Annotated in this window: 9 protein-coding genes; 5 read left to right on the top strand and 4 right to left on the bottom strand. The window is 69.0% G+C overall.

Annotated elements, in window-relative coordinates:
* The first annotated feature begins 197 nt into the window (after positions 1–197).
* Complete coding sequence (locus EET13_RS00990; protein WP_122440527.1) at positions 198–5021, top strand: cation-translocating P-type ATPase; 4824 nt, start codon at positions 198–200, stop codon at positions 5019–5021.
* On the opposite strand, the gene EET13_RS00985 is transcribed toward EET13_RS00990, so the two are convergent.
* From EET13_RS00985 to EET13_RS00975, 3 genes are all read right to left on the bottom strand, one after another.
* A complete protein-coding gene (locus EET13_RS00985; protein ID WP_122440572.1) occupies positions 5012–6598 on the bottom strand; it encodes an AMP-binding protein in 1587 nt (528 codons plus the stop codon). The genes EET13_RS00990 and EET13_RS00985 overlap by 10 nt on opposite strands.
* A gap of 2 nt (positions 6599–6600) precedes the next feature.
* On the bottom strand, positions 6601–7527 hold the full coding sequence (locus tag EET13_RS00980) for an SDR family NAD(P)-dependent oxidoreductase (RefSeq protein WP_122440526.1): 927 nt from the start codon (positions 7525–7527) through the stop codon (positions 6601–6603).
* A gap of 122 nt (positions 7528–7649) precedes the next feature.
* Entirely contained in the window at positions 7650–8609 is a 960-nt protein-coding gene (locus EET13_RS00975) for an oxygenase MpaB family protein (protein WP_122440525.1), read from the bottom strand.
* A 170-nt stretch (positions 8610–8779) separates the two neighbouring features.
* Between EET13_RS00975 and EET13_RS00970 the strand changes: the two genes are divergently transcribed.
* From EET13_RS00970 to EET13_RS00955, 4 genes are all read left to right on the top strand, one after another.
* On the top strand, positions 8780–9385 hold the full coding sequence (locus tag EET13_RS00970; RefSeq protein ID WP_122440524.1) for a TetR/AcrR family transcriptional regulator: 606 nt from the start codon (positions 8780–8782) through the stop codon (positions 9383–9385).
* Positions 9386–9438: 53 nt separating this feature from the next.
* Complete coding sequence (locus EET13_RS00965; RefSeq protein ID WP_425294211.1) at positions 9439–10764, top strand: adenylate/guanylate cyclase domain-containing protein; 1326 nt, start codon at positions 9439–9441, stop codon at positions 10762–10764.
* A 70-nt stretch (positions 10765–10834) separates the two neighbouring features.
* Positions 10835–13108, top strand: coding sequence for a heavy metal translocating P-type ATPase (locus EET13_RS00960; RefSeq protein WP_122440522.1), 2274 nt, complete (start codon positions 10835–10837; stop codon positions 13106–13108).
* Between the two features lie 11 nt (positions 13109–13119).
* Positions 13120–13338 carry a heavy-metal-associated domain-containing protein gene (locus EET13_RS00955; RefSeq protein WP_122440521.1) on the top strand — a complete coding sequence of 73 codons (219 nt, stop codon included), beginning with the start codon at positions 13120–13122 and terminating at the stop codon, positions 13336–13338.
* On the opposite strand, the gene EET13_RS00950 is transcribed toward EET13_RS00955, so the two are convergent.
* On the bottom strand, positions 13339–13956 hold the full coding sequence (locus tag EET13_RS00950; RefSeq protein WP_122440520.1) for a TetR/AcrR family transcriptional regulator: 618 nt from the start codon (positions 13954–13956) through the stop codon (positions 13339–13341). It abuts the gene before it with no gap.
* Between the last annotated feature and the right edge of the window lie 40 nt (positions 13957–13996).

Here is a 13996-nt window from a genome sequence, read left to right as displayed (position 1 = left end):
CAATGACCATCTTTTTCGATCCGAGTCTGTTTAGCTCATTCGGTTTGCCGTCAACTCGGTAGCCGGGCCCACCGCACGCCGTGTGGACAGGTCGTCGACACGCCGCGAGTATTAGGGCGCGGTAAGCCACGGCAGGCCCGGCAAGGCCCCGGCAAGGCCCCCGTGTATGGCCGAGGTAAGCACTGAGAGGTGGCGGAATGAGGGTTCCGGGTGTGGCCGACGTCGTCGGCGTGATCACCGGAGGGGCAACACAGGCCTTGCGAGCCGGGGTCAGTGGTGTGGCCAGCGCTGCGGGCGCGGTGGAGATGCTGGCCAGCCCGGTGCTGGACTTGATCGTCCCGGTGGTGGAGGCGGCGGCCCAGTCGACCGGGCATGCGCTCGGCATGACGAATTCGGCTCCCGAACGGCCCGGGCACCTCGCACCGCCGATGCGGTGGCACAGCGGGCGGCGAGTACACCTCGACCTGGACCCGCTGCTGCCGTTTCCCCGCTGGCACGAGCATGCGGCAGTGCTCGAGGAGCCGGTTCGCCGGATCCCGGGTGTCGACAAGGCGCACGTGGAAGGGGCATTGGGCCGCCTGGTACTCGAACTGTCGTCCGACGCCGACAGCGACGCCGTCGTCGACCAGGTGCGCGAAACGGTGTGCGCCGTGGCCGCCGATCTCACCTCCACCGGGTCCGCGCCGCGCACCGCACCCTTCGCCGACCCGGGTAACCCGCTGGCCATTCTCGTGCCCTTGACCGCGGCGGCCATGGACGTCGTAGCGCTCGGGGCGTCGGTGACCGGTTGGTTCACCCGGCTGCCCGTCACGCCGCGAAGCGCGCGCGCTGCCGCGGCGCTGCTGAACAACCAGCCTCGCGTGGTGGCGGTGCTGGAGTCGCGGCTGGGACGGGTCGGCACCGACCTTGCCCTCAGCGCATCGACAGCCGTGGCGTCCGGATTGAGCCAATCGGTCGGCACCCCACTGCTGAACCTCACCCAGCGCGGCCTTCAGCTGTCCGAGGCGGCAGCGCATCGGCAACGATGGCGCGCCCGCGAGCCCGAGCTCGCTTCGCCCGGCCGGCCGCAGGCGCCCGTGGTCCCGGTCATCTCGTCGGCGGGTCCGGATTCGCATGCGCCCCGGCATAACTGGGCGGCCACGGCCGCCGGCGACGCCTCGCACATCGTTGTCGACGGGGCGATCGACGCGGCGATCGACACCGCCAAGGGTTCGATGGCCGGGCCGGTCGAAACCTACGTGGACCAAGCCGCCAACGGCTCGGCGGTGGCAGCGGTGGGCGCGCTGCTGGCCGGCGGCGGACCCGCCGAGGCTGGTGAGGCGATCCTGGCCGGAGTGCCGAAGGCGGCCCACCTGGGTCGGCAGGCGTTCGCCACGATCCTGGGTCGCGGCCTGGCCAACTCGGGACAACTGATCCTCGACCCGGGCGCGCTGCGGCGGCTTGATCGGGTAAGAGTCGTCGTCATCGACGGTGCCGCACTACGCGGTGATCACCGTGCCGTCCTGCGGGCGCGCGGCGACGAGCCCGGGTGGGATGACGACCGCGTCTACGAGGTTGCCGACGCGCTGCTGCACGGCGAGGAGGCACCCGAGCCCGACCCTGACGAATTGCCCGCAACGGGTGCACGGTTGAAATGGATTCGGCCGCAAGGGTCCTCGGCCACTCCCGCGCAGGGCCTCGAACGTGCCGACCTGATTGTCGACGGCGAGGCCGTGGGCAGCGTCGACGTCGGATGGGAGGTCGACCCCTACGCGATCGCGTTGCTGCAGACCGCACACCGAACCGGGGCGCGGGTGGTCTTGCGCCACGTCGCCGGCACCGAGGATCTGGCCGCCAGCGTCGGCGCGACGCATCCACCCGGCACGCCGCTACTGAGGTTGGTGCGCGAACTGCGGACGGATCGCGGCCCGGTCCTGTTGATTACCGCCTTACACCGGGATTTCGCCTCCACCGACACGTTGGCCGCGCTGGCCATCGCCGACATCGGGGTGGCCCTCGACGATCCCCGCGCGGCCACGCCGTGGACGGCGGACATCATTACCGGCACCGATCTCGCCGCGGCGGTGCGAATCCTGTCGGCGCTGCCGGTGGCGCGGTCGGCCAGCGAATCCGCGGTGCGCCTCGCTCAGGGCGGCACCACCCTGGCCGGCCTGCTGCTGGTTACCGGCGATCCGCGGCGAACCACCAATCCGCTCTCGTTACGACGCTGGTTCAATCCCGTCAATGCCGCTGCCGCCACCGCTTTGGTGTCGGGCGCACTCTCGGCCGGCAAGGTGCTGCGGCTGCCCGATCCCACCCCGCAACCGCTGACCGCCTGGCACGCCCTGGACCCCGAGATCGTCTATTCGCGCCTGGCCGGCGGGTCCCGGCCATTGGCCGTCGAGCCGGGGACCCCGGAATGGCGGCGTCGTCTGGACGACCTCTCCTACACCCCGGTGCTGGCTCCGCTGCGCAAACCGGCACGAAACCTGGTGAAGCTGGCGGCCGCCACCCGGCACGAGCTCGCCGATCCGCTGACTCCGATCCTGGCCGTCGGCGCGGCGGCCTCGGCGATCGTCGGCAGCAACGTCGATGCGCTGCTGGTGGCCGGCGTGATGACCATCAATGCGATTACCGGTGGGGCGCAACGATTGCGGGCCGAGGCGGCGGCTGCCGAACTGTTCGCCGAGCAGGACCAGTTGGTGCGCCGCGTCGTCGTCCCGGCGGTCGCGACCACCCGCCGCCGGCTGGAGGCGGCCCGCAACGCCACCCGCACGGTCACCGTGTCGGCGAAATCGCTGCGCGCCGGCGATGTCATCGATCTCGCCGCGCCGGAGGTGGTTCCTGCCGACGCCCGGGTGTTGGTGGCCGAGGACCTCGAGGTCGACGAATCCCTGCTCACCGGTGAGTCGTTGCCGGTGGGAAAGCAGGTGGAGCCGGTGGCCGTCAACGACGGGGACCGGGCCAGCATGCTGTTCGAGGGCAGCGCCATCGTGGCCGGGCGAGCCCGGGCGATCGTCGTGGCGACCGGAGTCGGTACCGCTGCGCACCGCGCCATCTCGGCGGTCGCCGACGTCGAGACCTCCGCCGGGGTGCAGGCCCGGCTGCGGGAGCTCACCAGCAAGGTCCTGCCGCTGACGCTTGCCGGCGGCGCCGCGGTAACCGGCTTGGCGCTGCTGCGGCGGGCCTCGCTGCGTCAGGCGGTGGCCGACGGCGTCGCCATCGCGGTCGCCGCAGTTCCCGAAGGCTTGCCGCTGGTCGCCACCCTGTCCCAGCTGGCCGCCGCGCAGCGACTGACCGCGCGCGGTGCGCTGGTGCGCGCCCCGCGCACCATCGAAGCGTTGGGCCGAGTCGACACCATCTGCTTCGACAAGACCGGCACGCTGACCGAGAACCGGCTGCGGGTGGTATGCGCCCTGCCAAGCTCGGCCACCCCGGCACAGCCATATCCCGACGATCCGCACTCGGCGGCAGTACTGCGAGCTGCAGCACGCGCCTCCACCCAGCCCCACGACGGACAAGGACATGCGCACGCCACCGACGAGGCGATCCTGGTTGCAGCGAATTCTCTTGATGGCCAAGGCGATTCGGAGTGGACCTTGGTGGCCGAGGTTCCCTTCGAATCCAGTCGGGGCTACGCGGCGGCCATCGGCAGGACGGGCGGGGACGCTGCCACGCCGGTGCTGATGCTCAAGGGCGCCCCCGAGACGATACTGCCGCGCTGCCGGTTCGCCGACCCGGACGCCGACCTGGCACATGCCGAGTCCCTGGTGCACAGTCTCGCCGAGCAAGGCTTGCGGGTGCTGGCAGTCGCCCAGCGTCCCTGGGTGCATGACACCGCCGACGATGACGACACCGACGCGGACGCCGTCGACGCCGCGGCCCACGATCTGGAACTGCTGGGCTATGTCGGTCTGGCCGACACGGCGCGCCCCTCGGCGCGCCCGTTGATCGAGGCGCTGCTGGATGCCGAGCGGCACGTGGTGTTGATCACCGGCGACCATCCGGTCACCGCGCGGGCGATCGCACGTCAGCTGGGCCTGCCGCCGGACGTGCGGGTGGTGACCGGAGCCGAACTGGCCAACCTCGACGAGGACGGCTGCGCCAAAGTCGCCGCCGACGTGCCGGTATTCGCCCGGGTCAGCCCGGAGCAGAAGGTGCAGATCGTGGCGGCCCTGCAACGCTGCGGACGGGTGACCGCGATGGTCGGCGACGGCGCCAACGACGCCGCCGCCATCCGGATGGCCGACGTGGGTATCGGGGTGAGCGGTCGCGGTTCGTCGGCCGCCCGCGGTGCAGCCGACATCGTGTTGACCGACGACGATCTCGGCGCACTGCTCGACGCGCTGGTCGAGGGCCGCAGCATGTGGGCCGGGGTGCGCGACGCGGTCACCATCCTCGTCGGCGGCAACGTGGGCGAGGTGCTGTTCACCATCATCGGCACGGCGTTCGGGGCCGGCCGCGCGCCGGTGGGCACCCGCCAGCTGCTGCTGGTCAACCTGCTCACCGACATGTTCCCGGCCCTTGCGGTGGCCGTCACGTCGCAGTACGCCGCGCCCGCCGAGGCCGAATACGAGTCCGAGGAAGAGGCTGAAGAGGCCCGCCGTGCCCACCGGCGGGCGGTGCTGACCGGCCCGACGCCCTCCCTGGACGCGCCACTGATGCGCCAGATCGTCACCCGCGGCGCGGTCACGGCCGCCGGCGCGACGGCAGCCTGGGCGATCGGCCGCTGGACACCGGGAACCGAACGTCGCACCGCGACAATGGGATTGACCGCACTGGTGACTACCCAGCTGGCGCAAACCCTACTGACCCGGCGGCACAGCCCACTCGTCGTGGCGACCGCGCTGGGCAGCGCGGCCGTCTTGGTAGGCATCATTCAAACCCCGGTTGTCAGCCACTTTTTCGGGTGCACGCCGCTGGGCCCGGTGGCCTGGACGGGGGTCTTCGGCGCCACGGCTGGGGCTACCGTGGTTTCGGTGCTGGCGCCGAAGTGGTTGGCCAGCACCATCGGCCTGGCGCCCGACGACGATCAGGAGTGAGATTCGGGGGCCGCAAGGTCCAGTAGCTCCCCGCGCAGCACCTTGCCCGTCGAGGTGCGGGGGATAGCGCTGATGATCTGGATGTCTCTGGGTTGCTCGAATCGGGAAACCTTGCCCTTCACGTACTCTCGGATCTCCTCGGGGTCGAGGTCGCAGTCGGGGCGGGCAACGATGAACGCGGCCAATCGATTACCGAACCGTTCGTCGGGAACGCCGATCACAGCGTTCTCGGCGACGCCGGGGTGTTGGGCGAGAGCATTTTCCAGAGCACGCGGGTAGACGTTCTCACCGCCCGAGACGATCATGTCGTCTTCCCGACCGACGATGTAGAGCCGGCCGGACCCGTCGAGATAACCCATGTCGCCGGTGCTGGCCATGCCGTCGATGATGGCTTTACCGCCGCCGCCGGTATAGCCGTCGGAGTTCAGTTCGCCCCCGACGAAGATGCGCCCGGTGACCCGCGGACCGACGGGCCGGCCGTTGCGGTCGAAAATGCGGACCGGGCAGCCCGCGACGGGCCTGCCTACCGTTTCGGGGGCGACCCGCAAGTCGGCCGGCGTGGCCAGGGATCCGATGCCGACCTCGGTGGAGCCGTACAGGTTGTAGAGGATGTCGCCGTAGGTATCCATGAACCGCCGCGCCAGGCCCGGATCGAGCCGGTCTCCGCTGGAGATCACCACCCGCAGGCACGGAACGGGGTTCCGCGCCCGTACCCGCTGGGGCAGATCCAGGATGCGTGCCAGCATGACCGGCACCGCGCTCAGCGCGTCGGCCCGGTGCAGCGACGCTTGCGCCAGGGCGGCTTCGGCATCGAAGCGTCGCCGGGTCAGTACCGTGCCGCCGAGGCCGATGGTCAACGTGAGCATGCCGAATCCCAGGCCGTGAAACATCGGCGTAGCCAAGGACATTCGCGAGCCGACGCGCAAGCGGGTGCGCTCGAGAATTGTGACACCGACCCCCAAGCCGGAACTCACCTTGGGGGTGCGCGGTACCCCCTTGGGCACGCCCGTGGTACCCGAAGTCAACAGGATGATGCGGCCCGAAGCGACAACCTCGGGCCGGGCATCGCCGCGCGTGATAGCGACCGTCTGCGGATCGATTACCGTTACCGGTTCCCCGGTTTCGTTGATCTGGTCGGCAAATTCCTTGTCGCACAGTATGATTTGGATCTGATGGGCACTCAGTGCGGCCGCCAGCGCCGTGGTGCGAAACTCCGTGTTCACCAACACCACATCGGCACCCACCAAGCTCGCGGCGAACACCGCCGTGACGAAATTGCGGCCGTTGCGGCACATCACACCGACCGCCTGGCCGGCCCCGACGCCGGAATCCGAGAGCTCGTGAGCAATCGATTCGGCCATCGACTGCAGCTCGCGGTAACTCAGCGCGCCGTCGTCGTCGATGATCGCCGTCCGGTCGGGCCATCGCGCCGCGGCAACGGCGAGCAGGGTATAGAGATTCATGCCGCCCCGGCACACCTCGCGGATCAGCCGCAGCAGCGCGACGGGAGCAGGCGGACTGAGCAGACCGGACAACAGCACCGCCCGGGCCGCCGTGCTGACCACGCTGCCGACCATCGTCACCTCTCCGTCCGGGCCGAGTCCGTCCGGGCCGAGTCGGCGAAGAACCGGCGGTGCCACAACCCCGCGGCGCGTTCGGCCGGCCCGGCCAGCAGCACCGAGGCAAGTTCGGCGGGCCATAGCCAGGGTGGCTCATTGGTTCGGGGCCGCTCGACGATCGCCTTCGCGATCGCGTCGGCGGCCTCGTCGGGATACAGGCCGGGAAGCCGCCCCAGGATGGGCGTGGGCTCGATCATCCGGGTGCGCACCAGCGCAAAGTACACCGACGTCACGTCCACACCGTCGGTGTGCAACTCCGGCGAGACGCTGCGCAGCCAGCGATCGAAGGCGCCCTTGGACGCCTGGTAGGCCCCCCATTGCGGACCGGGCACCACGCGTACCCCCACGCTGGAGACGTTGACGATGTGCCCGCGGCCGGCTTCACGCATCGCCGGCAGCAGCCCCAGCAACAGCCAGATGGGTCCCAGATAGTTGATGTCGATGGTGCGCTGAAAATCGTGCGGGCGGTCATATTGGTCGTGCAGCGACCGGCGCAGCGACTTGCCGGCGTTGCTCACCACGATGTCCAGCGGCCCGTGGTTCTCATTGAGGTGTTTGGCCAGCACGCTGACGGCGGCCTCGTCGGACAGATCGGCCGGATAGGCCACCGCTGCTCCGCCGCCGGCGTTGATGGCGGCCGCGACGTCGTCGAGCCGCTCGGCCGATCTGGCCACGATCAGCACGGTAGCCCCCGCCGCCGCCAGCTTGCGCGCGGTCGCCTCGCCGATTCCGTAGGACGCCCCGGTCACCAGGACGGTCTTGCCGGCGACGGCGCTGCGCAGTTTGTCGGGATCTGAGAGGCGCGCCGGATTGGCCAGCCGGGTGCCGGCCTCTTCTACAGCCTTTTCGAAGGCCCTTGCAAGGGCCCTCTCAACGGGCCTGGTCATGGGCCGTGCTGCCAGATTCATTCGACCGGATCCCCTGATTGCGTTTTCACTATCTTGCCTATCTTGGCAACCTTGGCTCACGGCCGCCATGGCGGGGCAACGGGCTCCGGACTGCGGCCTTGCTAGCCGGTCCGGCGGCGGTTGTGCAGCGTGCGGGGATCCACGCCGCACCGTACCCACGCGTCGGCGGCCCACGGGGCATAGACCAACCTCAGCGGTAGCCGGTTGATCAGCGGATTGACTGCCCTGACGGCCGCCGCGAACCGCTGAAAACGCCGCTCCTTCTTGGCCTCCCACGCAAGATCGCACACGTCGCGCATCTGGGGCGGCAACGTCCCGACGATGACCAGCCGGGCGTAGGCGTTCAGCGGCGCGGACAGGACCTTCCACACCCGGCCGGGAATCCAGCGTGGGCCCGGTATCCCCTTGCGCAGGTACCCGGTGCCATACCGGACCGTTTGATGCGGGACGAAGCGGTCGAGCATGCCGTCCCAGTAGGCGCAGAACTCGTCGTAGGTCTGTGGCTGGCCGCGGTCGCTGACGCCATAAATGCGGTACCAGGTCTTGCTTTCCTCGAAGATCTGCTCCTTCTCCGCGCGCGACAGCCGCCGGATGAACATGTCCGCGGTGTAGAGGACCTGGTCGACGAAGGTGGCGTGGGCCCAATAGAACAACTCCGGGTTCAGGGCGTGATACCTCGAGCCGTCGCTGATGGTGCCCTTGATCGATCTGTGGAAGTCGCGCACCGTGCGGCCCCACGAATGCGGATCTTCGGAGTACACCGTTTTCATCAGCGGTGGTGCCGTCCGCCTGGCACGACCCAGGGTGTCGCTGAAAATCACCGAATGATCGAAGACCCCCTGCGCGAGCTGCTCGATACAGTTTTCGGTGCCCGCGACGCGCTGGAAGCCGAAGACTTGGGTGCGGTAATCCCCGTAGAACTTCCAGATCAGCGAGTCCGGACCCAGCCGCGGCATAGTGGTGTGGTCAGCCGTTTGGTCAGCGATTTGCTCGACGAGCACCGGCAGTCCTTCCCGAACACCGGTGTCGAATCTCGCGCCAGCGGTCAATTCAGCCGTCATACCTCCGTGGCGCCTCCCCGCGAAGCAGTGACACAACTTCGTTTCTTTGTGTCAACGCTAGCTGGCCGGACGGGCCGCGGCAATGCACGCGTCCAGATTGCCGTCGAGGTCGCGGCCGCCCAGGAGACCGCAGCCGTGGCGGGCAATCTCGGCGCCCCGGCGGAACTATCATGCAGTCCAGAATGGGCGCCGAAACCAGCACCGACCAGGCCGAGCCGATCACCGGCCTGGACCGAACCATTCTGGACACCGCTCGCACCGTGTTCGAGACCTACGGCCTGCGCCGCGCCAATATCGAAGACGTTGCCGCGCGCGCCGGAGTGAGCCGCAGCACCATCTATCGGCGCTTTCCCACCAAGGACGAACTCTTCGAACGCGTCGTGCGCCGGGAGGCCGAACAGTTCTTCACCACCCTCGACAAAGCGACCGACGGCCTCGATCCGCCCCAGGCCGTGATCGAGGCGTTCGCGCTCGGGGTGCGGCTCATCGAAGATTCGCCGCTATATTCGCGCATCGCCGAAAGCGAACCCGAACTGTTCGGCATGTTCTCCAGATCGCATGTCTTCCCGATCGGCCAATTCGGCGACGGGATCGCACGCACCCTGCGGCGCTGCGGTGCCGACCGCCCCGACGCCGACCTTGCCAACGTCGCCGACATCCTGCTGCGGGTGGCCGTGGGCATCATCATGTTCCCCACCGATCGCCTCGACACCACCGACGATGCGGCCGTCCGCGACTACGCCGCCCGTTATCTCGTCCCGATCGTCAGCGGGTAGCCGTGTCACAGGTGCCCCCGACTCCCAGGACCCGTTACGCCAGGTGCGGCGACATGGACATCGCCTACCAGGTACTCGGTGACGGTCCGGTTGACCTGCTCGTTGTGCCGGGGCCGACCATTCCGGTCGACACGATCGACACCGAGCCGTCGATGTACCGCTTTCACCGGCGGCTGGCCTCGTTCAGCCGGGTGATCCGGTTCGACCATCGCGGGGTCGGCCTGTCGTCTCGCGTTCCGTCAGCGGAGCTGCTCGGTCCCAAGTTCTGGGCCGAGGACGCGGTCGCGGTCATGGATGCGGCGGGATGCGAGCGGGCCACGGTGTTCACCTCCGGCTTCACCGCGACGACGGCGCTGGTTCTGGCCGCCCGCTATCCCGAACGGGTGCAGAGCCTGGTGATCGTCGACGGCTCAGCACGCACGATGCGCGCGCCCGACTACGAGATCGGAATCGACCCGAAGACGGCCGACCCGTTCCTTACCGTCGCGATCGAGCCGGATGCCGTCGAGCAGGGTTTCGATGTGCTGCGCATCCTTGCCCCCAGCGTGGCCAGGGACGACGCTTTCCGCTCCTGGTGGGATCTCGCCGGTAACCGCGCCGCATCGCCCAGCGCGGCTCGCGCGTTCAACAACGCCGTGCGAGATTCCGATGCGCGCGACTGCCTGCAACACATCGGCGCGCCGACGCTGATCCTGCACCGGGGGCGCTCGAGATATGTTCCAGTCGAACACGGCCGTTACCTGGCCGCCCACATCGCCGGATCACGCTTCATCGAGCTACCCGGCTCCGATTCGCTGTACTGGGTCGGCGACACCGCGGCGCTGCTCGACGAGGTCGAGGAATTCATCACCGGAGTGCGCGGCTCGCTCACCGAGCGGGTGCTCACCACGATCATGTTCACCGACATCGTCGGCTCGACCCAGCGCGCGGCCGCCCTCGGTGACGACCGGTGGCGCGACCTGCTCGACAACCACGACGCCCTGGTCCGTCACGACATCCAGCGATTCGGCGGGCATGAGGTGAACACCGCCGGCGACGGGTTCGTTGCGACGTTCAGCAGCCCCAGCGCCGCGATCGCCTGCGCGGCCGCCGTCGTCGACGCGGTCCGGGTGCTTGGCATCGAGATCAGAGTCGGTATCCACGCCGGTGAAGTCGAGGTGCGCAGCGCTCTCAAAGGCGACCACGGCGATGTCGCGGGGATGGCCGTGCACATCGCCGCGCGCGTCATGGCGCTCGCCCAACCCGGGGAGGTGCTGGTGTCCTCGACCGTGCGCGACATCGTCACCGGCTCCAAACACAGCTTCGCCGAGCGTGGCGAACACGAACTCAAGGGCGTGCCGGGCCGGTGGCGGCTTTACGCACTGTTCAGCGACCGGTGACGGGAACCGATTGCCGCCAGCGTCCGACTTGTAGGCTGGTAAGAGCGCATATTCCGATCTGAGGAGGGCCGTGGCGGCTCCGGTTGTGGGGGATTCCGACCTTGGCGCCGTGCGGCCGTCGCCGACATACATCCAGCTCGATATCACCGGAATGTCCTGCGCCGCCTGCGCAAGCCGGGTCGAAACCAAGCTGAACAAGGTTCCCGGGGTGCGGGCGTCGGTCAACTTCGCCACCCGCGTCGCGACGATCGACGCCGTCGGCCTGGCGGCCGACGAGCTGTGCGAGGTGGTGGAGAGTGCCGGATACCACGCGGCTCCGCATACGGAGTCGGCCGCCGACGAACGTGATCCCGATGCCGAGCACGCCCGCAACCTCCGGTGGCGGCTGCTGGTCGCGGCGGTGCTGTTTGTGCCCCTGGCTGATCTGTCGACCATGTGCGCGCTCGTCCCCAGCACCAGGTTCGCCGGCTGGGGATATGTCTTGACCGCCCTGGCCGCCCCGATCGTGACGTGGGCGGCCTGGCCGTTTCACTCGGTGGCCCTGCGAAACGCGCGGCACCGGACCGCGTCGATGGAGACGCTGATCTCGGTGGGCATCACGGCGGCCACCGCCTGGTCACTGTCGACCGTCCTCGTCGACAGGCGACCGCGGGAGAGCAGCGGTATCTGGCAGGCGATCCTCAACAGCGACTCCATCTATCTCGAGGTCGCCGCCGGAGTCACCGTCTTCGTCCTGGCCGGCCGGTACTTCGAGGCCCGCGCCAAATCCAAGGCCGGCAGCGCGTTGCGCGCCCTGGCCGCGCTGGGCGCCAAGAATGTGACGGTGCTGCTTCCCGGCGGGGCGGAACTGGTGATCCCGGCGGGTGAACTCAAGAAACAGCAGCGGTTCGTGGCCCGTCCCGGCGAAACCATCGCTGCCGACGGGGTCGTTGTTGACGGCGCCGCGGCGGTCGACATGAGCGCGATGACCGGTGAGGCCAAGCCGGTACGGGCGGCCCCGGACTCCCCCGTCCTGGGCGGCACCGTCGTCCTGGACGGCCGGCTGGTCATCGAGGCCACCGCCGTGGGCGCCGACACCCAGTTCGCCGCGATGGTTCGCCTGGTCGAGGAGGCCCAAGCGCAGAAGGCCGGCGCCCAGCGCCTGGCCGACCGGATCTCGGCAGTGTTCGTGCCGGTGGTCTTCGCCATCGCCGTAGTGGCCGGTGGCTCCTGGCTCCTCAGCGGGGCCGGTGCGGAGCGGGCCTTCTCGGTGACGCTCGGGGTGCTGGTGATCGCCTGCCCGTGCGCGCTCGGCCTGGCTACCCCGACGGCGATGATGGTTGCCTCCGGGCGGGGTGCGCAGCTGGGAATTTTCATCAAGGGTTACCGGGCGCTGGAAACCATCCACGGGATCGACACCGTCGTGTTCGACAAGACCGGCACCTTGACCGTCGGCCAGTTGCGGGTGAACACCGTGACGACGGCCGGCGGGCGGGATTCCGCGCAGGTGCTGGCGCTGGCCGCCGCGGTGGAAGCGGCCTCCGAGCACGCCGTGGCCACCGCGATCGTCTCGGCGTCGCCGGGCCCGGCGCCCGTCGCCGAATTCGCCGCGGTGGCCGGCTGCGGCGTATCGGGAATCGTCGACGGCCACCGCGTCGAGGTCGGAAAGCCCGCCTGGATCACTCGCGACACACCGTCGGACCCGGTACTCGACACCGCCCGCCGCGAAGGCGAATTGCGCGGTGAGACAGTGGTTTTTGTATCGGTGGACGGCGTGCCCTGCGGAGCCGCCGCAATTGCCGACACGGTCAAGGAGTCGGCGGCCGGCGCAATTCGGGCACTGCGTGCCCGCGGGCTGCAGACCATGCTGCTCACCGGCGACAATCGGGCGGTGGCCGATGCGGTCGCATCCCAGGTCGGCATCGACACCGCCGTGGCCGACGTGCTGCCCGAGGGCAAAGTCGCCGTGCTCCAGCACCTGCGGGACCAGGGGCGCACCGTCGCCATGGTCGGCGATGGCATCAACGACGGTCCGGCCCTGGCCGCTGCCGACCTGGGGCTGGCCATCGGGCGCGGTACCGATGTCGCGATCGGCGCGGCCGACATCATCCTGGTTCGTGACGATCTGCACATCGTCCCGCAGGCGCTGGATCTGGCGCGCGCCACCATGCGAACCATCCAGATGAACATGATCTGGGCGTTCGGCTACAACGTCGCCGCGATCCCGATCGCCGCGGCCGGCCTGCTCAACCCGCTGATCGCCGGTGCCGCCATGGCGTTCTCGTCGTTCTTCGTGGTGTCGAACAGCTTGCGGCTACGCAACTTTGGTCCGCCCACCCCGTCGGCCACAGCGCCGCGCCCCTAGGAGAGTCATTGATGGCCGAGCAGACATTCTCCGTCGCCGGACTGCGCTGTGCGGGCTGCGTCGACACCGTCACCACCGCGTTGACGTCCCTGGACCCGGTCGGTTCCGTCACCGTCGACCTGGACGCCGACGGCACGTCGACAGTGCGGATTTCGGCCGCTGTGGAAATCACCCGCGAGCAGGTGCAGGCGGCATTGTCGGAAAGCGGCGATTTTTCCGTCGTCGGCTAGTCAGCCGATGTCCAAAGCTTCAGCGGCGGATCGGATTTCGGGAAGTCGAGCGGGGTCGGCCAGCAAGGCGACCAACGTGAACTCCACGATCTCATCGGGATCGACAGCCATCTCCGGGAAGGTCACCGCGTCGAACATCGCCTCGATGAGCCTGGCTGCCGACACCGGGTTCAGTTGGCGCACATCACCTTCGGCCTGCCCTGCTCGGATGAGCTCGACGATCACCGGCTCGATCTTGGAAACCAGCGCCTGTTCGGCCGCGAAAGCCTCTTGCTGCAGTTCCGGGGTGATGATGATCGCGGCCAGAACGTTAGGTGAGCGATTCAGGTACTCGTAGGATTCCTGCAGCCAGCGATGCAGCTTGACCACCGCGGGGGCGGGCACCGCCGCTAGCTCGGCTGCCAGCTCGAGCGGACGCTCTACGGCCAACCGGACCAACGCCGCCAAAATGTCCTTCTTCGACGAGAAGTGCTTATAGAGGGCCGGCTGCTCGACGCCGACGGCGGCGGCGATCTCCCGGGTCGAGGTGGCGGAGTAGCCCCGCAGCGAAATGAGTTCGGCGGCCGCCTGCAGGATGCGATCCGCCGTTGGGCTGCGTCGTGTGACTTCCCCGGACATGCACCTAAGGTAAGCCATCGTCCATCCTCCCGGCCGTGTG

This window comes from Mycobacterium attenuatum, from assembly GCF_900566085.1.
In the GTDB taxonomy this organism is placed as follows: Bacteria; Actinomycetota; Actinomycetes; order Mycobacteriales; family Mycobacteriaceae; genus Mycobacterium; species Mycobacterium attenuatum.
This window is presented reverse-complemented; position numbering and strand designations above follow the sequence as displayed.

What these genes read in the sequence shown, in the direction of transcription:
- EET13_RS00970 (WP_122440524.1), top strand. Translation starts at nt 8,780, where the DNA reads ATGCAGTCCAGAATGGGCGCCGAAACCAGCACCGACCAGGCCGAGCCG.
- EET13_RS00975 (WP_122440525.1), bottom strand. Translation starts at nt 8,609, where the DNA reads ATGACGGCTGAATTGACCGCTGGCGCGAGATTCGACACCGGTGTTCGG.
- EET13_RS00965 (WP_425294211.1), top strand. Translation starts at nt 9,439, where the DNA reads ATGGACATCGCCTACCAGGTACTCGGTGACGGTCCGGTTGACCTGCTC.
- EET13_RS00980 (WP_122440526.1), bottom strand. Translation starts at nt 7,527, where the DNA reads ATGACCAGGCCCGTTGAGAGGGCCCTTGCAAGGGCCTTCGAAAAGGCT.
- EET13_RS00985 (WP_122440572.1), bottom strand. Translation starts at nt 6,598, where the DNA reads ATGGTCGGCAGCGTGGTCAGCACGGCGGCCCGGGCGGTGCTGTTGTCC.
- EET13_RS00955 (WP_122440521.1), top strand. Translation starts at nt 13,120, where the DNA reads ATGGCCGAGCAGACATTCTCCGTCGCCGGACTGCGCTGTGCGGGCTGC.
- EET13_RS00950 (WP_122440520.1), bottom strand. Translation starts at nt 13,956, where the DNA reads ATGTCCGGGGAAGTCACACGACGCAGCCCAACGGCGGATCGCATCCTG.
- EET13_RS00990 (WP_122440527.1), top strand. Translation starts at nt 198, where the DNA reads ATGAGGGTTCCGGGTGTGGCCGACGTCGTCGGCGTGATCACCGGAGGG.